The 22,230-nt window shown below is 41.8% G+C and carries 17 protein-coding genes; 8 read left to right on the top strand and 9 right to left on the bottom strand.

What is annotated here, in order from left to right:
* Nucleotides 1-120 precede the first annotated feature (120 nt).
* The 4 genes from AC2SLO_RS06300 to ppsR form a co-directional block, all read right to left on the bottom strand.
* A complete protein-coding gene (locus AC2SLO_RS06300; protein WP_486540675.1) occupies nucleotides 121-552 on the bottom strand; it encodes an HIT family protein in 432 nt (143 codons plus the stop codon).
* Between the two features lie 381 nt (nucleotides 553-933).
* On the bottom strand, nucleotides 934-2,532 hold the full coding sequence (locus tag AC2SLO_RS06295) for an inorganic phosphate transporter (RefSeq protein ID WP_486540677.1): 1,599 nt from the start codon (nucleotides 2,530-2,532) through the stop codon (nucleotides 934-936).
* 306 nt (nucleotides 2,533-2,838) lie between these two features.
* Nucleotides 2,839-4,479: a Si-specific NAD(P)(+) transhydrogenase gene (gene sthA, locus AC2SLO_RS06290; RefSeq protein ID WP_486540679.1), complete on the bottom strand. Its 1,641-nt coding sequence runs from the start codon at nucleotides 4,477-4,479 to the stop codon at nucleotides 2,839-2,841.
* A gap of 140 nt (nucleotides 4,480-4,619) precedes the next feature.
* Nucleotides 4,620-5,516 carry a posphoenolpyruvate synthetase regulatory kinase/phosphorylase PpsR gene (gene ppsR / locus AC2SLO_RS06285; protein ID WP_486540681.1) on the bottom strand — a complete coding sequence of 299 codons (897 nt, stop codon included), beginning with the start codon at nucleotides 5,514-5,516 and terminating at the stop codon, nucleotides 4,620-4,622.
* Nucleotides 5,517-6,287: 771 nt separating this feature from the next.
* Here ppsR and ppsA point away from each other — a divergent pair.
* The 3 genes from ppsA (at nucleotide 6,288) to rpsT (ending at nucleotide 10,677) form a co-directional block, all read left to right on the top strand.
* Nucleotides 6,288-8,669, top strand: coding sequence for a phosphoenolpyruvate synthase (gene ppsA / locus AC2SLO_RS06280; protein ID WP_486540683.1), 2,382 nt, complete (start codon nucleotides 6,288-6,290; stop codon nucleotides 8,667-8,669).
* A gap of 399 nt (nucleotides 8,670-9,068) precedes the next feature.
* Nucleotides 9,069-9,929, top strand: a complete 861-nt coding sequence (locus AC2SLO_RS06275) for an RDD family protein (protein WP_486540685.1) — start codon at nucleotides 9,069-9,071, stop codon at nucleotides 9,927-9,929.
* A 481-nt stretch (nucleotides 9,930-10,410) separates the two neighbouring features.
* A complete protein-coding gene (gene rpsT, locus AC2SLO_RS06270; protein ID WP_486540687.1) occupies nucleotides 10,411-10,677 on the top strand; it encodes a 30S ribosomal protein S20 in 267 nt (88 codons plus the stop codon).
* A 143-nt stretch (nucleotides 10,678-10,820) separates the two neighbouring features.
* Here the strand turns inward: rpsT and AC2SLO_RS06265 are convergent, their stop codons facing one another.
* The 4 genes from AC2SLO_RS06265 to AC2SLO_RS06250 form a co-directional block, all read right to left on the bottom strand.
* The gene (locus tag AC2SLO_RS06265) at nucleotides 10,821-11,501 is read right to left on the bottom strand and encodes a histidine phosphatase family protein (protein WP_486540937.1); all 681 of its coding nucleotides are present in this window, start codon (nucleotides 11,499-11,501) and stop codon (nucleotides 10,821-10,823) included.
* A 192-nt stretch (nucleotides 11,502-11,693) separates the two neighbouring features.
* Entirely contained in the window at nucleotides 11,694-12,488 is a 795-nt protein-coding gene (locus AC2SLO_RS06260) for a metallophosphoesterase (RefSeq protein WP_486540689.1), read from the bottom strand.
* Nucleotides 12,489-12,542: 54 nt separating this feature from the next.
* Complete coding sequence (pyrF, locus tag AC2SLO_RS06255; RefSeq protein WP_486540939.1) at nucleotides 12,543-13,241, bottom strand: orotidine-5'-phosphate decarboxylase; 699 nt, start codon at nucleotides 13,239-13,241, stop codon at nucleotides 12,543-12,545.
* A gap of 313 nt (nucleotides 13,242-13,554) precedes the next feature.
* The gene (locus AC2SLO_RS06250) at nucleotides 13,555-13,938 is read right to left on the bottom strand and encodes a LapA family protein (protein ID WP_486540691.1); all 384 of its coding nucleotides are present in this window, start codon (nucleotides 13,936-13,938) and stop codon (nucleotides 13,555-13,557) included.
* Between the two features lie 540 nt (nucleotides 13,939-14,478).
* Here AC2SLO_RS06250 and yajC point away from each other — a divergent pair.
* The 5 genes from yajC (at nucleotide 14,479) to AC2SLO_RS06225 (ending at nucleotide 21,463) form a co-directional block, all read left to right on the top strand.
* Nucleotides 14,479-14,811: a preprotein translocase subunit YajC gene (gene yajC, locus AC2SLO_RS06245; RefSeq protein ID WP_486540693.1), complete on the top strand. Its 333-nt coding sequence runs from the start codon at nucleotides 14,479-14,481 to the stop codon at nucleotides 14,809-14,811.
* Nucleotides 14,812-15,119: 308 nt separating this feature from the next.
* Nucleotides 15,120-17,003: a protein translocase subunit SecD gene (secD, locus tag AC2SLO_RS06240; RefSeq protein WP_486540695.1), complete on the top strand. Its 1,884-nt coding sequence runs from the start codon at nucleotides 15,120-15,122 to the stop codon at nucleotides 17,001-17,003.
* A 9-nt stretch (nucleotides 17,004-17,012) separates the two neighbouring features.
* Nucleotides 17,013-18,215, top strand: a complete 1,203-nt coding sequence (gene secF, locus AC2SLO_RS06235) for a protein translocase subunit SecF (protein ID WP_486540697.1) — start codon at nucleotides 17,013-17,015, stop codon at nucleotides 18,213-18,215.
* 144 nt (nucleotides 18,216-18,359) lie between these two features.
* A complete protein-coding gene (locus AC2SLO_RS06230; RefSeq protein WP_486540699.1) occupies nucleotides 18,360-19,784 on the top strand; it encodes an MATE family efflux transporter in 1,425 nt (474 codons plus the stop codon).
* A gap of 200 nt (nucleotides 19,785-19,984) precedes the next feature.
* A complete protein-coding gene (locus AC2SLO_RS06225; RefSeq protein WP_486540701.1) occupies nucleotides 19,985-21,463 on the top strand; it encodes an anion permease in 1,479 nt (492 codons plus the stop codon).
* 112 nt (nucleotides 21,464-21,575) lie between these two features.
* Here AC2SLO_RS06225 and AC2SLO_RS06220 read toward each other — a convergent pair whose 3' ends face one another.
* Nucleotides 21,576-22,136, bottom strand: coding sequence for a RidA family protein (locus AC2SLO_RS06220; protein ID WP_486540703.1), 561 nt, complete (start codon nucleotides 22,134-22,136; stop codon nucleotides 21,576-21,578).
* Between the last annotated feature and the right edge of the window lie 94 nt (nucleotides 22,137-22,230).

Below are 22,230 nucleotides of genomic sequence, written 5' to 3'. Positions count from 1 at the left end.
TATAGTACAGAACCCTATCTTAAGTAATGAATAAACATTCAAAATAAGGGGCGTAAATCCCCTTTATTCTATTGTTGTTTTAGCTAAGGTTTTTTCTATTTGGTAAACTGGCATTAAAAACTAGTCGTTAGCGATTGCTGCTGATAGCTGCTCAGCTTGTTTAGCAAGTTCAGCCATATCTGCTTGACCGTTTGCGTGTTTACCAAGCTCATGAATACTCGATGGAATCAGGTGCACGTGGTAATGAAAGACGGTTTGACCAGCTTCTGCGCCATTTAATTGCATCTGTACAATGCCTTCTCGATTAAACACTTGACGCTGAGCTTGCATGACTTTTTTTGCAGTCATTAATACAGCACTGGCATATTCAGGCTCTAATTGACTTAAATCCACCGCTTGTTGTTTTGGAATCACCAATACATGACCTTTAGCCTGAGGCATAATATCCATAAAGGCGAGGGTTTTATCATCTTCATATACCTTATGGCAAGGAATATCGCCTTTTAGCATTTTAGCAAATACATTATTTTCATCATAAGTTTGTGTTGTCATTGTTAAATCCTTATTTGTATATCATTCACGCTTTTAGAGACGTTAAACTTGTGTCATGAAATAGGAGTAGTTGAGCTTCTTCTTCCGTTATTCAACACTAGCCTATTCAAACTTGCAAGTTTTTAAGTGCCAAGTTATTAGGTTGCCAAATTGTATAGTTGCTAGCTTGTTAGGTTGTTTAGTCAAATCATCGTAAATGAGTTTTTTTATAATAGTCTAAAAAAAAGACTGCTCACTAGCAGTCTTCTAAGATACATTATAGAGTAAATTAAAACGTCATCTCATTTAAGTATCGTTTGAACTTGTTAAATATTTATAATCCAACTGACGTACTATAGGTAAATCATTATCAGTAAAACAACCCATTACGCCCCAATTTAATTAAAATAATATATTGAGTAGTAAGAAGGCGACACTGGCTATGACCGCGGCTACGGGTAAGGTCAACACCCATGCCATAGCGATAGGACGCATTAGACCCCAGTTTGCATTGTGATTGACAAGACCAATACCCAGTACAGCCCCAACTAAAATATGGGTGCTTGAAACCGGTAAGCCCAATAGTGACGCACCCATTACTACCGCTGCGGCTGATAACTCAGCTGAAAAGCCCGAAGCTGGATGCATTTTTGTTAAATTGGTACCGACCGTTTGAATCACCTCTTTACCGATGAACCAAAGCCCTACTATTAAAGCCACACCAAATGTTATCATCGCCAAAGTTGGCACTGCCGCCTGTTGATTCATTGCTCCCGTTTTTAGGACATCTATAATAGCAGCAAAAGGACCGATAGCATTAGCAATATCGTTTGACCCATGACTAAAGGCAAATCCAGCCGCTGTAAACACCTGCATCCAGCTAAACAAAATGAACGTCGCTTTAGGCAAATTTTTATTATTATTCTCAAGAGACTTGGCATAGATGAATACTGCCATCCAAATAATGGCAGCAACCATACCCATAATCAAAAAGTTATTTAAAGTAGTGAGGCCTAAATGTAGGTTTTTAAGTCCTTTAAATAAGAGCATTGAGCTAATAATTGCTCCCCCAAATGCCGCAACTAATGGCACCCATGTTTGTAATGCCTTGAACGCGTCTACTTCATAGCGCTCACGCTCAATTTGATAAATCTTTTTATAGTAGTCAGACTCTAAATCTTCTTCACTAATATTTTCCTCTTGATAGGCTTGCGCATCGCGCGCAAGAGAGCTGGTGTACGCCAGTTTTTGCATTTCAGTTAAGTTTTCAAAGGCGGTTTTATCCTGTTGTTTCACTAACTGCTTTTTTTCATGCAACCGCTTTAAAACTTCTGCCGCAGAATCGTTATAGCTTAGAATATATTTTTTGATCTGATAAAATAAAGCATAGGACACTGCCCCACCTAGCAAAGGTGACAACACCCATGACACGGCAATAAGCCCAATTTTATCCCATTTTACGGTTTGAACAGACCCATTGAACCCAGCTAAGGTAAATCCGAGTACCATGGAAGCACCCACTAAGCCACCAATAATGGCATGTGTGGTAGACACTGGCCAACCTTTCCTAGTCGCAATTAATAACCAAATTGCGGCCGCCAATAACGCTGACATCATCAAAAAAACAAACTGCATAGGCTCAATGGTCAACCCATTGAGATCAACAATCCCTTTACGAATGGTATCCGTAACCTCACCACCTGCAATGACTGCACCACTGACCTCAAAAACGGCTGCCACCCCTAGTGCTTGTGGTATGGTTAATGTACCCGCACCTACCGATGTACCAAAAGAGTTTGCAACATCGTTACCACCGATATTGAATGCCATAAATACGCCAAACAAAGTGGCGGTTATAAATATGACAGGATAATTATTGGTATACTCTAATCCCCACCAGATAAAGTAGGCTGTGGTTACCGTCAATAATAAAGCGAATATGATATTAACCTTAGGTGAGCCTACCTCTACAATCTCATTGTCCTTAGCATCGGCTTTCATATATTTCCCCAATTCTAGTTTTTATTATTTGTGTTGAATTACTGACTCGATTTAATACGCCTCACTATGTCAAAGTCTTATTAAGTTTTAATGACATTTGATAGTTTAACTTCTTAATAAATGTTGATAGTTTCGAGATAGGGTTTTTAAGGCTATGAGGCAGTAATACAGATGAGAGAGCGTATGATTTATTAAATCTTTTGAATGATAGTTTACGACAATAAAAAAGGACCGCATAGTTGCGGTCCTTATTAAAGAAATCTTATTAAATTACTTATTGAATAATACTTTTTTGGTTCAATAGCCTTAGAACACTCGGTTTAATCCATTAAGAGCTGCTACACGGTAAGCTTCTGCCATCGTTGGGTAGTTAAAGGTAGTATTTACAAAGTATTCCAACGTGTTATTAGACTTCATAACCGCTTGTCCAATATGAATAATCTCTGACGCATGGTTACCATAACAATGGATACCTAGAATTTCTAACGTCTCACGGTGGAATAATATTTTTAATACCCCAGTACGCTCACCGATAATTTGAGCACGCGCTAGATGCTTAAAGAATGCCTGACCAACTTCATAAGGTACTTTCTCATCGGTTAACTCTTGCTCAGTCTTGCCAATACTAGAGATTTCAGGAATGGTATAAATACCAGTTGGTACGCTAGATACCGGTTCAGCATCTTCATCGCCTACCATAAAGGCAGCGGCACAGCGGCCTTGGTCATAAGCAGCAGATGCAAGCGATGGCCAGCCAATCACATCACCAGCAGCATAAATATTATCAACTTCTGTACGATAAGTATCATCAACTTTTAACTGACCACGGTTATTGGCTTTTAGACCAATGGCATCTAAGTTCAAGCTTTCTGTATTACCTGAACGGCCGTTTGACCAAAGAATAGCGTCTGATTTGATGCGTTTACCGCTCTTTAAATGTAGAACCACATAATCATCAAAAGTCTCTAGCTTCTCGATTTCTTCATTATGACGAACCAACACACCAAACTGTCTAAAGTCGTGCGCTAGAGCATCACTAATCTCTTTGTCCAGATAGCTTAAGAGCTCATCATGGTTGTTAATCAGATCAACTTTGTAGCCAAGACCGGTGAAGATTGATGCATATTCACAGCCAATCACGCCAGCACCATAGATGATGATTTTTTTGACCACATAATCCATCTGAAGGATTTTGTCAGAATCAAACACCCGTGGGTGATCAAAGTCTAATAAGTCTGGGTGATATGGGCGGCTACCAACGGTGATAATCGCCTTATTAAAAGTGATTGTCTCGTAGCCCATCCCATCGCCCAATTCAATATTAAGCGTGTGTTTGTCGACGAAGCTTGCCCAACCGTGACGCACTTCGATTTGGTTACGCTCATAAAAACGGGTATGGGTTTCAACTTGACTACGCACCACTTTACGGGCTTTGGTCAATACTTTATTCAGCGGTACTTGGTAATAATCAAGACCTTGTGAAAATAAAGGGTCACGGCGATAGTTAATTAAGTTGAATACCGACTGACGCAGTGCTTTACTTGGAATGGTACCCACATGCGCCGAGTTACCACCGACTTGGGTACGCGGATCAACCACAACCACTTTTTTACCAGATTTAGCAAGCTTCATCGCTGCGGCTTCACCGGCAGGACCGGCACCAATCACGACCGCATCATATTCAAAGTCATGCTTGTCGTTTTTGATGCGTTCAGAATCGCGTGTAAAACCTGAATTGATACGAATACGATCGTTATCAAGCGGACTAATAAGATTAGGATGAAATAGATTATCGCCTAAAGAACCTTTACTACCGACTTTTGCTTTGGTCGCCTCTGGCGTTGTACTTGGCGCGCTACCACTGTCTTGATTAGACACTTCGCTATCCTCTTTTTTGTCACCACTTTTGATATCGTTGGTTTCGTCGCCTTTCTGTTTTTTAGACATACCATCCTCTTATTGTTATAAATAGGGTTTGTGACATTATATCAATTTTGTGCTTCTAGGTCAGCGTAAGCGGCCACTTATAACGTATATTACACGTTACAATGCCTCACTATGACCACAAATAATCTTTTATTAAGGGTTTAACCAATACGGCGTTTTAGGCCAGTAATTTGTAAAATACGAGTTGCAATCTCTTCAACTGACATCTCTGAGACATTGAGGCTTGGAATACTTTGGGTCATATAAATTGCCTGAATCGCACGCTGCTCTTCTTCGCACTGCTTATAACTGGCATAGCGACTACCGGCTCGGCGTTCTTGACGAATCTTTTGCAAACGCTCAGTATCAATTATTAAGCCAAATAGCTTACCGCGGTGAGGCTGTAGTGCTTTTGGTAACTGATTATCAAACAAATCATCTTCGGTTAGTGGGTAGTTGGCCGCTCGAATACCAAATTGCAGCGCTAAATATAAAGACGTTGGCGTTTTACCTGAACGTGATACACCAATTAGGATAATATCTGCCATATCATAATGACGGGTACGCGCCCCATCGTCGTTGTCTAACGCAAAATGCACAGCATCAATACGTGATTTATAGGTTTCAGAATCCACATCATCATGGGCATGCCCTGAATGACCATCCGGCTCTACCCCAATCTCATCTGTAATACGCCCAATTAACCCCTCATACATATCCAAATTACAGGCCTGAGCAGAATTAATCACTTCGCGAATTTCTGAATCAACAATAGTATCGAAGACCAGCGGTAGTATACCGGTTTCTTGATAGGCCTTGTTAATATGCGCAACGGCTGCCTGTGCCATCTCAATGCTATCTACATAAGGAATAACACGGGTTTCAAACGGCACGCTTGCAAATTGACTTAGAATTGATCGGCCCAAAGTTTCTGCGGTAATCGCTGTACCATCTGAGATAAAAAAGGCCACTCGAATCACTTGAGGCTTATCAACAGCAAGGGCACTGCGGTTTTGAATCGTGGGTTTGGCAGACAAGGTATTGATGAGATTATCCATAAAAATCCTTAGCAGGCGTATATCTTATATAGAGGCTTAATGGCTCAATAGGCATAAGTCATTAAACTAGAAGAGGAGAGTAGCCTGACTCAATCAGTATTAACAAAGACATGACAACATATCAGGAACACCGAATAAGCCGATAAAAATAATGGTTCTATGGTAACAAATTATGCCCCTTTAAGGTGTTTAAGAAGCATAACTATTTATACGCCTTTAACAGCAATGAGCCTAATTTTGTTTATCAATCCTATTTTTATGACCTGCGACTTTACAGCACAAAATAACTATTGCTACAATCACAGTTGCCTTTAACTGATTCTACTATGGTTATTTAACAGGTCCATATTGTTAAAATTGAAACCATAAATAAAACAGCTTATGATTAAATTTATTTCACAAATTTAATTTTTTATTTAACTAAATCAATTGAAAACTAGCTATAAATAAAATAAATACGATGTATTTAGCAAATAATTAGTGCTTTTTGGTTAAGGCGTTGCCTATCCTAAATTGCCCCCTCTTCATTTTGCGGCGTGGACTCACAAATCAGTTCAATGTTATAGTCGCATCACATCCAATTACCGTAGATGGCAACCGTAAGGTCTTCTCGTTTTTACGATGTCTATATTTTAAGCGGCCTTACTTAAAACATGAGGTCATCTAAAATTTATGGCTCGTTCGTATATTCGTATAATCGTGCACACCTATACACAAACGACTTAAATAGCGGTATAATTTAGAAAAATAACCTTATTTCCTGGAGTTATCATGACAGCACCGCAAGTTATTACCCTTGACAAGTTAGGCAAAAACGACGTCGATAAAGTCGGCGGTAAAAATGCCTCGTTAGGCGAAATGATTAGCCACTTATCAGACCTTGGGGTTAGTGTTCCTGGCGGTTTTGCAACCACAGCCGACGCATTTAATAACTTTCTGACTGAAACAGGCTTATTAGACAAAATCAATGATGAGCTTAAAAACTTAGATGTTGAAGATGTTAACAAACTGACAGAAACTGGTGAAAAAATCCGTAACTGGATTATCGAGCAAGAATTGCCTGAATCACTAGAAAAAGAAATCCGTGAAGCGTTTGAAATCATGAGCGGCGGCGAAGACATCGCTGTTGCGGTGCGCTCATCTGCTACTGCAGAAGACTTACCAGATGCCTCATTTGCTGGTCAGCAAGAGACTTACTTAAACATCCGCGGTATTGATAACGTCTTAATCGCTATTAAAGAAGTATTCTCATCCCTATATAACGACCGCGCTATTGCATATCGTGTTCACCAAGGTTTTGAGCATGCAGGCGTTGCCCTATCTGCTGGTATTCAGCGTATGGTTCGTTCAGAAACGGGCGCAGCCGGTGTTATGTTCACACTAGATACAGAAAGTGGCTTTGATGAAGTCGTATTCATCACCTCAAGCTATGGTCTTGGTGAAATGGTTGTACAGGGTGCGGTTAACCCAGACGAATTCTATCTATCTAAAGAGCTGCTTAAAGAAGGCAGACCTGCTGTTATTCGCCGTAACTTAGGCAGCAAGCATCAAAAAATGGTATATGGCGATGAAGGTAGCACCACTCGCTCAGTGAAGACTGTTGATGTTGAAAAAGAAGAGCGCAACCAGTTCTCATTAACCACTGAAGAGTTAACCGAACTTGCTAAGCAAGCGTTAACCATCGAGAAGCATTACGGTCAAGCAATGGACATCGAATGGGCGAAAGATGGCGATACCAATGAGTTATTTATCGTTCAAGCCCGTCCTGAGACTGTTAAGAGCCGTCAAGACCGCAACGTTATGGAACGTTACTTAATCCAAAGTGAAGGCGCTAAAATCCTTTGTGAAGGTCGTTCAATCGGTCAACGTGTTGGCTCAGGTAAAGTACGTGTTGTTAATAGCATCCACGAAATGGACAAAGTTCAAGTCGGTGACGTACTTGTGTCTGACATGACTGACCCAGATTGGGAACCAGTTATGAAGCGCGCTTCTGCGATTATCACCAACCGTGGTGGTCGTACTTGTCACGCAGCGATTATCGCTCGTGAGCTTGGCGTACCCGCTATCGTTGGTTGTGGTAATGCGACTGAAGTCTTGTCTGATGGTCAAGAAGTCACCGCATCTTGTGCGGAAGGTGACGGCGGCTTTATCTATGAAGGTCTATTAGACTTTGAAGTGAAGAGCAGCTCTATCGACGCTATGCCAGAGCTTCCATTTAAGATTATGATGAACGTTGGTAACCCAGATCGTGCGTTCTCATTTACACAAATTCCAAACGCTGGTGTTGGTCTTGCGCGTCTAGAGTTCATCATCAACCGTATGATTGGTGTGCATCCTAAAGCACTATTGAATATGAACACGCTACCACGTGAAGTGTCTCAAGCGATTAAAGAGCGTATCGCAGGCTATGCGTCTCCAGTAGATTTCTATGTAGACAAATTGGTTGAAGGTATCTCAACGCTAGCAGTTGCATTCAAGAGCCAGCCAGTTATCGTTCGTATGTCTGACTTTAAGTCTAACGAATATGCAAACTTAATCGGTGGTAAGCTGTATGAGCCATCAGAAGAAAACCCAATGCTTGGTTTCCGTGGTGCAAGCCGCTATGTATCTGAAAATTTCCGTGACTGTTTTGACCTTGAGTGTCGTGCATTAAAACGCGTTCGTGATGACATGGGCTTAACCAACGTTAAGATTATGATTCCATTCGTACGTACCACTGATGAAGCGCGTCAAGTGATTGAAATCTTAGAAAGCAACGGTCTAAAACGTGGTGAAAATGGTCTAGAGCTTATCATGATGTGTGAGCTTCCAACCAACGCCCTATTAGCTGACGAATTCTTAGAGTACTTCGATGGCTTCTCAATTGGCTCTAACGATTTAACTCAGTTAACACTAGGTCTAGATCGTGACTCAGGTATCGTCTCTCATCTATTTGATGAGCGTGATCCTGCAGTTAAGAAACTGCTTTCACTAGCTATCGCAGCTTGCCGTAAGCAAGGTAAATATGTCGGTATCTGTGGTCAAGGCCCATCAGATCATCCAGATTTAGCTTACTGGTTAATGGAGCAAGGTATTGACTCAGTGTCTCTAAACCCGGATTCTGTTCTTGATACTTGGATGTTCTTAGCAGACGATACCAATGCAAATGGCTAGTAACTAATAGTAATAGTAGCTATTCGCCTTCTCATTAAGCAGTGAAATAACAGTAGCTGCTTGAGATAGCATTTAAATGATTATGAGCAGAGCAATACTTTGTTTTAATCATTGCAGCGGCCACAATGATAAGATGATTATCGTTGTGGTCGCTGTTTTTTATGCCTACTTAATTAAGATCTATCTTCAAGCTATCTAATAACTTATAGACTCTTTAAGCGCTACCCGCTTGTTTTATCGGTTTATGCCCTCACTTGTTATAATAGAGTTAAGGCATTTTTACGTATCGATAAAGATAACGTTTAGAGCGGCACTTATTATTAAGATAATGCTGAATGACTCAGCTTAACGTACAATAAAAGCACTATATTAGACACATTAAAAAAGGTTATCGCGTCAATGAAGATCTTTCTTGCAAGAAATCAGGTCCAAGCTGGACCTTACACCCTAGAAGAGCTCAATAGCATGCTTGCTACCGGTCAGGTTGAATTGAGCGACTTAATGTGGCATGAAGGCATGGCACAGTGGCAAACCGTTGGTGAGATGACCAATGGACTAATGCACTATACTCCCCACGGCAGCAGTGCTACGCCTACTACAGATAGCGACTCTAAACGAGTCAGCGTTGCGGATCTGTATGGCAAAAAAGAGCCCACAGCACCCACGCAGTCACCTGCATCAAGTCGTTCACCTTTTAAAATTGGTAATAAGCCAGTGAAAACCACTAAGGCAGGCAAACTTGCGGTCAAAGACGGTCCGTTTGAGCTTGCCTCTATTAGCAGCCGTATTGTGGCGGTAATTATTGATCAGGCTTTAGCCCTATTATGTTTGGTACCGCTATTATCAGGGCTAAACTTCGATATGGACAAACTGAGTGCCGCTGCACAAGACCCTGCACTGTTGGGTAAACTTGCTGAATCTGTGCCTTCCCATTTAGCGCTGCTGTCTGCACTTTTATTGCTAGCATTATTCTTTGTACAAGTATTTATGCTGATAAAACGTGGTCAAAGCATCGGTAAGCTAATCACTGGCGTGCGTATTTTGGATGTAAAAAACCGAAAATTGCCCTCTATCACCAATCTAATTTTGATGCGTACTTTATTGACCAATTTGGCATATAACATCCCAACCATTGGTCAAGTTATTTTGGTTGTAGATTTTGTGATGATGATTGCCAATAAGAAGCGCCGCAGTTTGCATGATAAAATAGCCAAAACTATCGTGGTAAAAGCGGAACCTTCACAATTAGATAAGAAGTAAACAGGGTATAATGCGGTTAATTCTATTTAAGCCTTAGTTTTCATTGTATTAACCGCCGTAATTTGTTAAAATTATCCGCTTTAATTTGCACACAAATATAATATTCCGAATTTGTGTTACTGGCGTCACACCCCCTAGTCATCACTGCGATAGGTTAAACCCTTCAAATATGAATAGTGAGTTATTTGCTAGATCGGCTGCTCTAGTAGTGACCTTGCCAAATAGTGAATATCCTTTAATTTGATTATCTGATATTCACTATTGCTAACTTAAGTTAGCCAATGGATAGTCTCAGATCCATAATGGCTAAAGTAGGCAAGCTTAGTATCAATGACTCTTGATTTGATTTATAAGTTTTGTGTAATTTTATAAATACAATTTTGCGTCAATTAGTTTTTGCTATAAACTATTGATTTTTATATTCATCAGTATTTAATACTGAGTCCTAATTTAGTAATTAAACTCTACCAAGGAGACATCTGTGGCTAACACTGCACAAGCTCGTAAACGCGCTCGTCAAAATAACACTCGTCGTCAGCACGCTGCTTCACAGCGTTCAATGATCCGTACTTACATGAAAAAAGTAGATGCAGCTATCGCATCTGGTGATTATGATGCGGCTACTGAAGCTTATAACAAAGCAGTACCTGTTATCGATCGTATGGCTGACAAAGGCGTTATCCATAAGAACAAAGCAGCTCGTCGTAAGAGCCGTTATAACAAAGCAATCAAAGCACTTAAAGCTTAATTGACTTAAGATTGCTATTTAATCAGTCACTGTTATTAACACACTGATTGATTAAAGACCAAAGAAAGCCCCTGATACTCAGTATCAGGGGCTTTCTTTATAGATGGCGTTTAATTTAATAGACTTGATTCTATAATTAAGAACTAAGGCACTATCAGCTGTGATGTTGGTACGCTAAAGGTCTGACCGCGCCAAATAAAGTTTGCAGTGGCTTGCTCAAATGGCTTATCATCAAACCATAAGAACACCCCTTCCATCATCTTAGGCCAGTCATCCCAAGTTATACCTTGATTCTGCATCATCACACCCAAAAAGGCTGCTAATAATGTATCGTGGCTAACAGCCAATGACAGATGCCCAGGCTTAGGCTGTGAGTCATATAAAAGCGATAAGATATCTAACCCACCTTGCTTAGCAACTTTGGTACTGGTCAACTCATCTCTTAAAAACGAATTGATAAAGTTCAACGCACCAATTTCTTTAAAAACCTCATTAGCTTGAACTGCATCAGTCACCAGACTTCCCGGCTCAACCAATAACGATTGAGGCATAATCGGGTTATCAACCCCTGCGCCCTCTTGCATTAGCTTTGCAGTATCTATGCAGCGCCCAATGGGGCTGGCGATACTGTGCGTATCTAACGAGTATGGTAGATTATTAGAGAGCCATCGCCCCCATGAACGTGCCAGTACCCTGCCCTTTGGTGTTAATGGCAAATCGTAACTGGCAAAGCCTTGCCCATTTGAGCGCTCACGCAAAGAGTGCCGAGTAAATAAAAGCAGACGCTCATTGTTATTAGGCAAGTGCTTGACCGAACGAATCATACTCTCAGGCAAATGCGAAGGCGCAGGTGCTAAACGGTAGGAGCCAAGCTTAGACTGCGCTCTATTGCTATTGGCCTCCGTGTTATCACTTATACCATTGCTTTGCTGATCACTTGGCTCTAATGCGCGCTGTGTGTCGTTAATTGTCACTATATTTGACACCTCTGCTTTATTTTTCATAGGCCAGCTCTATCAAACCTCAACCACTTTTGACCAGTCAAACGCCAGTTCAGTGCTACTCACCTCACCTGGATAAGCACGCGGATTGACCACTACTCGAGTATTACCCTCAATATAATCAAATGCTTCATGCGTATGACCATGTACCCACAGTTTCGGTGCCCATGATTTGTGCATCCAGTGGCTAAAATCAGTGACAAATGCAGCATTACTTGGCATACCAGCATATTTGGGAGAAACCGATTTTGGGCTAACGCTATGGTGACTCATGACCACCACTGTTTTACCCTCCTCATACGCATCTATCAGCGCTTGCTTAAGCCATGCTCTATGCTTTGCGTGTATTTGCATTGATATCTCTGGCGTAAACAGCTGATCACCGGCTCTAATTTGACGGTAATCTCGCATAAATGACATGACTGAGTCTCGGGTTTCCTCAGTGGCATTATACTGATAATCAGTCCATAAGGTGCAGCCTAAGATACGCACCTCATCGATATCGAATTGATGACACTGTAGTACTCTCAAACCTTTAAAAGTATCCTCATCAAAGTTATCCCACCTCAATAGTCGCTGATCAAAGTTCAAGATATCTTCTGAGAAATACTCATGATTACCAGCAATAGTTAGCAGCGGCTTGTTATTGATGCGAGCCTGTTCTTGTAACCAAACCATACCCGAATCACTATTTGCGGTATCGCCGGCTACCAAGATAATATCTGCATCCGTCTGAGGAATATTACCCAGAGGCTGCTGTCTTTTTGAATAGCTATCAATATGAAGGTCACTTAATATTTGTAGTTTCATAATCTCTTATCAATAAACATGAATAGTGAGGTATTGTGCTATCTTTTATTGTTATTACGCCTGCAAGCTCTTCAAGATGCTCAGCATCTTATCGGTTGGTGATGCTGCTTGGGTAATAGAGCGGCCAATAACCAAATAATCAGCGCCGTTTTGCATCGCTTGCTGCGGCGTACAGATACGTTTTTGGTCATCTGTTGAATCTTCTAAGGTGCGTATACCCGGTGTGATTAACTGAAACTCTTGACCACAAAGTACTTTTAGTCGAGTTGCTTCTTGCGCTGAACACACTACACCATCTAGTCCAGCTTCTTTAGTCAATAGTGCTAGTCGTTCGACTTGCTCATTAACTGGGGTATTAATACCCAGTTGATGCAGCCCTTCCTCGCCCATTGAGGTCAATACTGTGACCGCTATCAATAAGGTATCGTAACCGGCATCCACCAACCGTTGCTTAGCCGCTGACATCGCCTCTAGACCAGCACTTGCATGCACATTGACCATCCAGACGCCCATATCTGCCGCTGCTAATACCGCCTGCGCCGTGGTGTTTGGGATATCGTGGAATTTTAAGTCCAAAAAGACCTCAAAACCTCGGTTATGCAGCTCGTTAATAATCTGAGGACCACAACGGGTAAACAACTCTTTACCGACTTTAACGCGGCAATACTTTGGATCAAGCTGATCAGCCAAGCTTAGGGCATCATTCAAAGATGCTTTATCCAAAGCCACCACGATTGGAGAATCTGGCGTAATTAATTGCGCGGTATTGTGCTGAACTGACTGCGGCTGATTCTGAGTCACATTGCCTCCCAAGCATATAAAATAGATATACCGCCCTAATAATTGACGGTCTTATTAAACTGATACGATACAATAGGTCAATAGACTCATTGATGTCGCACCCAACTGATATAGTATATAGGACGGCCCTTAAAAGCGCTAAATTTATGCTCAAACGATTACAAATTAAAGATATAAAAAAACGACCAAGTTGGTCGTTTTAATTCTAATAGCGTATTGCCGGTGATCCTACCTAGATAATTGTCCTACCTAGATAACCAAATATCTATAGTCGTGTGTTACGGTCTGCAACTGGAGACGCCGCATCTTTGTTTTGTGAGTCAACAAAAACCGTATGATCAACAGTAGCGCCATTGGCTTGACGGTCGATAGCAATCGTCGCTTGTCTTAACTCTTCTTGTAGACGCTTATTTTCTTTATTTAAGCGGTTAATTTCCCATTTGTTCTGTAATACTTTAAACAGAAGCAGCGCCAATAACATACCAATAATCACACCCAGTGCGATACATAAGATAAGTAATAGCCCTAAGTTCATCGCAGGTGATTGAGTAAATAGAAGGTTTACCGCAACTTCACTACCGTTGACCAGTACTAGACCTAGAGCGTAACCAAAAATCAGAAATAATAAGATAATTAAAATAAAGCGCATAGTAGCCTCAAAGTGATAACAAATTTTAAAGAAGTTTTTAATATAAAAACAGCTGATAATAAAGAGATTATAGCGGTTTATTAAGCGCAGCTGCTAGTATTCATTTAAACGAGCCTGATAAACGCAGTCCTAGCTTCTATTAAGCGACAGACAATTTGCCTTTTTAAAGCCTCAAAACACATTTATTATTAACAACAACGCTTAATTTATCGCTTAAAAATCACCTCAACCCTAACAGGATTAAAAGTAAGTGTTATCAAGGACACATTTTTTTGATACTATGCCAGTTATTTTATAATAACTATACCCACATATATTTAGGATTTACGCAAAAATTTACACCAAGAGTCAAAAGGTTTTATAACTGACTCAACAGGGTAAACGCTGTCTTTAGTACCAACTACTATAGCGACTGTCGTCAGATAAATAAATAATGATTCGTCATCATTTATGTTGATTTTGTGCAAGTCCAATATGAATACCCAGACAACACACGTTGTCTGTTAACAGACATCATATCTCGAACCTTAAGGACTAATTATGAGTTTATTTATTCAAGCAGCCCATGCTGCTCCTGAAGCGGCTGGCGGCCCTGCCATGATTATGCAGTGGATATTCCCACTGGCTATTTTTGCGATTTTCTACTTCTTAGTGATTCGTCCACAGTCTAAACGTGCAAAAGAGCACCGCAACATGGTGAACTCTTTAACGGTTGGCAACGAAGTTATCTTCGCAGGCGGCCTAATGGGCAAAATTAAGTCAATCGATGGTGATTATGCGGTTGTGAGTCTAAATGACAGAAACGAAGTAATGGTGCAGCGCGCCTCTGTAATCTCAGTATTACCGAATGGCACTATGGACGGCTTGAAATAACGGCTTGGCATAACTTTGAATAATCCAAGAGTTGGGCTGATAGGGTTCTCCTTTGGCTTGGTTTTTGGATTATATTATTTTAATCAACTTAATTTAGAGTGCGCACCCACATAAAACCAGATGTTGCCTTTATTTATGTGACGCCAAGATAGCTTATAGACAGCTTATGTGCAGTGGCTGCTAATTATAGAGATGATGTTATTTGCTTCATTTAATAACATACATCGCCGCAGACTCCCTGGCATAATGCTACCCTAGCCTATCAATAACACTCTACTGTTTACCTTCCCTCAAGTGAAGAAGCGACTATGCATTACCCTGCCTGGAAATATTTCTTAATCGTCATCGTACTCATCATTGCTGGGCTTTATGCTCTGCCAAATTTATATCCTGATGAGCCTGCGGTGCAAGTTACCAGTGCCTCAGCAGGTACTGAATTGACTGAAGATGTACTAGAACAATCAAAACAACTTCTTGATGAATCGGGTATCGAATACCACGATTCTACCTTTGCTGACAACAGCGCGCTGTTGCGTCTAAAAAATGGCGAAGCTCAGTTAAAAGCGCAAGAGGTTTTACGCCAACAACTTGGTGACGACTATGTGGTTGCGTTAAACCTAGCGCAAACGACACCAGACTGGCTACGTAGCATCGGTGCTAAGCCTCTAAAGCTTGGCTTAGATTTACGTGGTGGGGTGCGCTTTGTGCTTGAAGTGGACATGAACAAAGCCCTTGAGCAGCGTCTAAAAAGTGCCAGTAGCGAGATTCGTAGCACCCTTCGTGGTGAGCGTATTCCTGTAAAAGGTATTAACGTTGTGCAGCAAGGCCTCCTACTACACTTTAAAGACACTGAGACACGTGATGCCGCTCAGCGTGTATTACAGGGTCCTCAGCCTCAAGGTGCACAGTTTGATATCCAAGCAATGATGGATGATCAAGGCCCTGCGTTAAGCCTCAATTATAACGAGACTACCTTAAACGAGATTAACGAATATGCCGTAGGTCAAAACTTAACGACCCTACGTAACCGTATCGCTGAACTTGGTGTTTCTGAAGCCTTAGTTCAGTCTCAAGGTAGCAACCGTATCGTTGTTGAATTACCTGGTGTTCAAGATACTGCAGAAGCGAAGCGTGTGTTAGGTCGTACGGCGAACCTAGAGTTCCGTTTGGTAGCAGATGAAAATGCCACCTATGCTGGTGGTATCCCACCTGCAGGTACTGAAGCGTTCCCATATATGACCTTAGATGGCCCGCCATCTTTATTAAACCGTCAGCCTATTTTGACAGGTGATAAAGTTCAAGGTGCGACCTCTGGTCTTGATGAAAATGGGTCTCCAGAGGTAAACATCACCCTAGATACTGCGGGTGGTAAATTGATGCAAAACGCCACTAAGGCTGCTGTTGGCAAGCAGATGGCGGTATTGTTTATTGAAAACAAACAGCGTGTGACCTATGACGAAGACCCAGAAACAGGCGAAGTTATTGAAACACGTACCCCCTATGCTGAAACCAAAATTATCAGTCAAGCGAATATCCAAGCAGTATTAGGCTCATCATTCCGTATTACTGGTCTTAATAGTAATGCTGAAGCAGCTGAGCTTGCTTTGTTACTTCGCTCTGGTGCGCTTGCTGCGCCGATGTACTTTGTGGAGGAGCGAACCATTGGTCCGTCACTGGGTCAGCAAAATATTGATGACGGTCTATTCTCTACGCAAGTTGGCTATCTATTAGTCTTTGTGTTTATGATTATTTTCTATCGTCTATTTGGCGTTGTTGCGAACATTGCCTTGGCATTTAACTTAATCATTATGATTGCAGTATTATCGATTCTTGGTGCAGCATTAACGCTACCAGGTATTGCTGGTATTGTATTGACCATTGGTATGGCGGTTGATGCCAACGTACTGATTTTTGAGCGTATTCGAGAGGAGTTATCCGAGGGAGCAAGGCCGAAGTCTGCTATTGTTGCCGGTTTTGATCGCGCCTTTAGTAGTATTTTTGATGGTAACATCACCACGCTACTGGTCGCCATTATTCTATTTTCAATTGGTTCTGGCCCAATCAAAGGGTTCGCTATTACCCTAGCCATTGGTATTCTAAGCTCGCTGTTCACGGCTATTATCGTAACGCGTGCGTTAGTTCATCTGATTTATGGTACTCGTAAATCTGTCAAATCATTGAGCATAGGTTAGGAGAGAATCATGGCTAATAATACCCCGAACGATAATCCAAACAACGACAACAAGACGCCTGACAGCTCAACACCTGCCTATATCGAAGGTGGTCGTCCTCGTAAGAAGCGTGGGCCTCGCCGAAATGCTAGTGGTAATGCGCCTCGCCGCCTACCATCTGATAATGCACCAGAGGCCTCAACAGAGCTTACGGCTACTGATTTAGATATCTCGGATGCTTATGAAGATGCGGCCGCCCTATCTGAAGGCGGTATTAAAGCGGTTGGTGATAAACGTATTATCCCGTTTATGAAGCTTGAAAAACCTATGGCAATCTTCTCGATTATCATGATTTTAGTCAGCTTAGGCGCTCTATTCGTTAATGGTTTAAATTTAGGTCTAGACTTCACTGGCGGTGTGTCTGCCGATGTGACCTACCAGCAGCCTGTTGAACAAACAGAAGTAATTGAAACTTTAGAAGATGCTGGTTTTGATGATGCTGTGGTTCAGTATGTGGGTGGTACCACTGAATTATTGGTTCGTCTGCCGCCACAGTCTGATAATGTAGAGGGTTTGAACGAGAGTTTAAAACAGGCGCTTGCTCTGCCAGACAATACCGCTGAAATCAGTAGCGTAAATATCATTGGTAGCCAAGTTGGTGGCGAAGTTTATATCAGTTCTATGATTGCTATCTTGACCTCTCTTGCTATGATGATGTTATACGTGGGCGTACGCTTCCAGTTCAAATTAGCACTGGGCGCTCTGTTGGCCCTATTTCATGATGCCATCGTGACACTGGGTATTTTTGCATTATTCCAGTTCCCATTTGACTTAACCGTATTGGCCGCTATCCTAGCGCTGATTGGTTATTCATTGAACGATACCATCGTGGTCTATGACCGTATTCGTGAGAACTTCAGACGGGTCCGCGGGGCAACCTCAAGACAAATCATTGACCTGTCTTTGACCGAGACGCTACGCCGTACCATTATGACCGTATCAACAGTATTGGTTGTGGTATTGGCCATGTTGTTCCTAGGTGGTGCAGGTCTGTTCTGGTTCTCAGTGGCTTTCTTTATTGGTCTAATTGCCGGTACCTATTCATCAACGTACATCTCAAGCAGTATCCCATTATCAATGGGTCTATCGCGTGATGACTTCGTGGTGAAAGTGAAACCTGAATTTCAAGAAGAAGTAGTCAGCTTTAACGACCCAAAGTCATTTGAAGACTAATCTGAGCAACCAAAGACAACTACACTCTTATACAGTCGTATGAAACAATAAAAAGCACCTTAGGGTGCTTTTTATTGTTTGTCGGTTTTGTATCACTACGAGCCTTTTGCTTTTTCACGTCAATAATAACAAAGTCGTATAATCATGAGTCAATCTACTACTACACCTACTGCTCCGCTCGATTTAAGCTACCGTCATATTATTGCAATTGCAGCGCCGGTCCTTGTCGCTAATTTAGCAATGCCGTTTCAGGGCGCTATTGATGTGGGCGTGGTGGGTCATTTTGACAGCTCTTATTATCTTGCCGGACTTGGTATCGCCTCGCAGCTGTGGCTATTGATATTGGTCAGTTTTAACTTCTTGCAATATGCCTCATCTGGATTATCCGCTCAAGCACTGGGTCGTCAGTCGACATCTGGTGGCAATATCACAGAGCTTGCTGATATTCTTTATCGCTCGCTTGGTTTAGCAGTCATATTGAGCCTTATACTGTGGTTATTTAAGCCGCTGATTATCAGTTATGGGCTTGATTTACTTGGTGCACAGCCTGCAAGCAGTGAGGCCGCTCAGACGTATCTGACGACCCGCTACTACGGCATTGTCTTTGAGCTTATGAACTATGCCTTTATTGGCTGGTTTGCGGGTCAAGGCAAGACTAAGCAGATGATGATGGTGCAGCTGCTTATTTCAGTGATTAATATTATTCTAACCTTAAGCTTTGTTTATGGCCTCGATATGGGACTGCAAGGCGTTGCTTTGGGCACAGTAATCGGTTATGCCTTTGGCTGTCTAACAGCGGCTCTACTTGCTCGCCAGCACATGCGTCAAATGTCACAGCAGCAAGATATTAATACCAAACCCTCATACGATAAGCCGCTCGGCTTTAAACAGCGATTGCTCGATGTGTATGCGGTAGATAAGATGCTCAGCTTATTTTCATTAAACAAAGATATCTTTATCCGAACGATACTACTCACATTAAGCTTTGCTTGGATTACCAGACTGTCCGCGCAGCAAGGCGACTTAGTCATGGCAACCAATGCGGTTTTATTACAAGTATTAAGTATTTCTGCCTTTGCTTTAGACGGGGTAGCCGTAGCTGCCGAGAGCTTATCAGGGCAAGCGGCAGCACGTAAACAAGGTCATACTTATTTTAAAGTTGCGGTAAAGCGTACGGGTATCATGGTATTTTGGTTAGCCATGGGCTTATGCATAGTTTGGCTGTTTGCCCTACCCACTTTTTTAAAAATTATGACCGATTTACCGCAAGTTAATGCGTTAGCATTAGATTATCGCTATATTGCGACCTTATTACCTCTTATTGGTGCAGGGGCTTATTGGCTAGATGGGGTGATGTTTGGATTAACCGCAGGAGCCAAGATTCGCCAAGTAGCGGTAATCGTCGCATCAATATTCTTCCCACTTACCTACGTCATCTATGAAGTGTATGGCAGTCAGTATGCTATGCCAGTTATTTGGTTTAGTGTGTACTGGTTACTGCTGTCCCGCTTTGCCGTTGCGGCTTTTGTCTTGTGGCGTAATCAAGATAAATTACTAGAAAACACTTGAAAACACTTGAAAGCTTGGTAAATCTATTTGCCATTAATAGAGCATATTGGCTCAATTTAGATTGTCCCTTATTTTGAAATATAAACAGGTTAAAATATCTAGAGAATAGTTCATTGAAAAATTATACGTCCATTTTAAAGACATCAAAACGATAATAAACTCTCATCAGTCATAGCTTTTAGGCTGTATAGGACATAAAAATGTCAGATTCTCCTGAAAAACTTCCCTTTAAACTGATACCTATTCTGCTTTCTCTTGCGGTTGGTTTTATCATTTGGTACGTGATACCCACCCCTGAAGGTGTCAGCGACAATGCTTGGCATCTATTGGCATTATTTGTCGCTACCATTGTGGCCATTATTGGTAAAGCCTTGCCTATTGGAGCATTGGCTATTATTGCTATTACATTGGTCGCTATTACCGGTGTCACCGCGGAAACGCCAAAAGAGGCAATGCAACACGCTTTATCGAGCTTCTCAAGCCCTCTTATTTGGTTAATCGGTATCGCGGTGATGATATCGCGTGGTCTGATCAAAACAGGATTGGGCTCACGTATTGCTTATTACTTTATTTCAGTCTTTGGTAAGAAGACCTTAGGTATTGGCTATTCATTGGCTGCAGCGGAGCTGATGATTGCGCCTATTACGCCCTCGAACACAGCACGGGGCGGCGGTATTATCCACCCTATCATGCGCTCTATTGCAATGAGCTTTCACTCTACACCGGAAGAGGGCACGCAAAACAAGATTGGCCGCTATCTGGCAATGGTCAATTTCCATGCCAACCCGATTACCTCTGGTATGTTTATTACCGCCACCGCGCCCAACCCTTTGGTCGTTGACTTAGTGAGCCAAGCCACCGGTAGTAATATTCATCTGTCTTGGACAACCTGGGCGTTGGCGATGTTTGTGCCAGGTATGCTTTGTATTTTAGTGATGCCTTTGGTCATCTATATGATTTATCCGCCTGAAGTAAAACAGACACCAGATGCCAGAGACTATGCTAAAGAGAACTTAGCCAAGCTTGGTCATGTCACCACGCAAGAGAAAATCATGCTTGCGGTCTTCTTGTTAATGCTGATGCTTTGGGCAAATATTCCCGCCATGATTTTCGGTGATCAGTTTGCGTTTGATGCGACAGCGACTGCCTTTTTAGGCTTGTCTATATTGTTACTAACTGGCGTATTAACTTGGCAGGATGTGTTAAAAGAGAAGTCTGCTTGGGATACCATCGTTTGGTTCGGTGCCCTAGTTATGATGGCAAATTACCTTAATAAACTGGGTCTGATTGAATGGTTCTCGCACAGCATTGAGTCTGCGATTGGTGTGACCGGCGTTGGCTGGATGGGTGCGGTTGCTATATTGACGCTGGTATATCTATACATGCATTACTTATTTGCCAGTACCACTGCCCACGTTACCGCTATGTTTGCCGCCTTTTATGCAGTTGGATTAACGCTCGGTGCACCGCCACTGCTATATGCTCTCATTCTAGCTGCTGCGGGTAACATCATGATGACCTTGACCCATTATGCGACAGGTACGGCGCCCGTTATTTTCAACTCAGGCTATACCACACTGCGTGAATGGTGGACCATTGGCTTTATCATGAGTGTGGTCAACTTAGTTATCTGGATTGGCTCGGGTCTTATTTGGTGGAAAGTGCTTGGTTATTATTAATAGTAGATATCCCTGCCCTTTATAATTTTAGTTTTTCAAAAAAGCCACCGTTCTAACAGAACGGTGGCTTTTTAACTTGTTCAAATGATTAAATCAGTTTATCAATAATAGTCTATTTAACAGCCATACACTCTATTTCTACATTTGCACCCAATGCTAATTCTTTAACAGCGAATGCAGAACGTACAGGATAAGGCTGACTTAGCTTGGCTTTATATACCTTGTTAAAATCGCCAAAATCCTTCATATCTGCCATCATTACCATGCATTTGACCAAGTCAGAGCTTTGATAGCCATAGCTTAATAAGGTCTGGTTAATATTATCTAACGCCTGTGCTGTTTCCACTTTCACGCCGCCCTCGACCACTTTACCATCCTTCATACCAAGCTCACCTGACATATACAAGGTATTACCGGCACGCACTGCTTTAGAGAATGGATATTCGCCATCCGTGCCATAAAATATAGGCGTTGTTTTTGAATTAACTCTTGGTGTTGGCACAGGCGTTCTTGTACTTTGATTGACACCTTGATTGTCGTCTTCATTGATTTGGCTAATACCTCTATCACCCTGATTAACAGAAGGTGCAGCATTGGCACTCATTCCAGCCGCATATAAAGTAGCGGCCAATAATGAGCCGGTTAAACATTTATTTACCAGAGATTTTGACATAATTATCCTTAGGGTCTGTTGAACATTCGGTCAATGTACTGTTTATAAACCTGAAAGTAGTAGGCACAAAAAAAGCGCCATATAACTCATGTAG

It is taken from the genome of Psychrobacter sp. CX14, assembly GCF_057396205.2.
Note: the sequence above shows the minus strand (reverse complement) of the source record. Positions and strands in the feature narration are given on the sequence as shown.

Excerpts from the sequence above, each read along its gene's own strand:
- AC2SLO_RS06260 (WP_486540689.1), bottom strand. The coding sequence starts at position 12,488 with ATGAAACTACAAATATTAAGTGACCTTCATATTGATAGCTATTCAAAA.
- AC2SLO_RS06275 (WP_486540685.1), top strand. The coding sequence starts at position 9,069 with ATGAAGATCTTTCTTGCAAGAAATCAGGTCCAAGCTGGACCTTACACC.
- AC2SLO_RS06220 (WP_486540703.1), bottom strand. The coding sequence starts at position 22,136 with ATGTCAAAATCTCTGGTAAATAAATGTTTAACCGGCTCATTATTGGCC.
- AC2SLO_RS06230 (WP_486540699.1), top strand. The coding sequence starts at position 18,360 with ATGAGTCAATCTACTACTACACCTACTGCTCCGCTCGATTTAAGCTAC.
- AC2SLO_RS06295 (WP_486540677.1), bottom strand. The coding sequence starts at position 2,532 with ATGAAAGCCGATGCTAAGGACAATGAGATTGTAGAGGTAGGCTCACCT.
- secD (WP_486540695.1), top strand. The coding sequence starts at position 15,120 with ATGCATTACCCTGCCTGGAAATATTTCTTAATCGTCATCGTACTCATC.
- ppsR (WP_486540681.1), bottom strand. The coding sequence starts at position 5,516 with ATGGATAATCTCATCAATACCTTGTCTGCCAAACCCACGATTCAAAAC.
- AC2SLO_RS06300 (WP_486540675.1), bottom strand. The coding sequence starts at position 552 with ATGACAACACAAACTTATGATGAAAATAATGTATTTGCTAAAATGCTA.
- AC2SLO_RS06265 (WP_486540937.1), bottom strand. The coding sequence starts at position 11,501 with ATGATTCGTTCGGTCAAGCACTTGCCTAATAACAATGAGCGTCTGCTT.
- AC2SLO_RS06225 (WP_486540701.1), top strand. The coding sequence starts at position 19,985 with ATGTCAGATTCTCCTGAAAAACTTCCCTTTAAACTGATACCTATTCTG.
- secF (WP_486540697.1), top strand. The coding sequence starts at position 17,013 with ATGGCTAATAATACCCCGAACGATAATCCAAACAACGACAACAAGACG.
- sthA (WP_486540679.1), bottom strand. The coding sequence starts at position 4,479 with ATGTCTAAAAAACAGAAAGGCGACGAAACCAACGATATCAAAAGTGGT.
- yajC (WP_486540693.1), top strand. The coding sequence starts at position 14,479 with ATGAGTTTATTTATTCAAGCAGCCCATGCTGCTCCTGAAGCGGCTGGC.
- AC2SLO_RS06250 (WP_486540691.1), bottom strand. The coding sequence starts at position 13,938 with ATGCGCTTTATTTTAATTATCTTATTATTTCTGATTTTTGGTTACGCT.
- ppsA (WP_486540683.1), top strand. The coding sequence starts at position 6,288 with ATGACAGCACCGCAAGTTATTACCCTTGACAAGTTAGGCAAAAACGAC.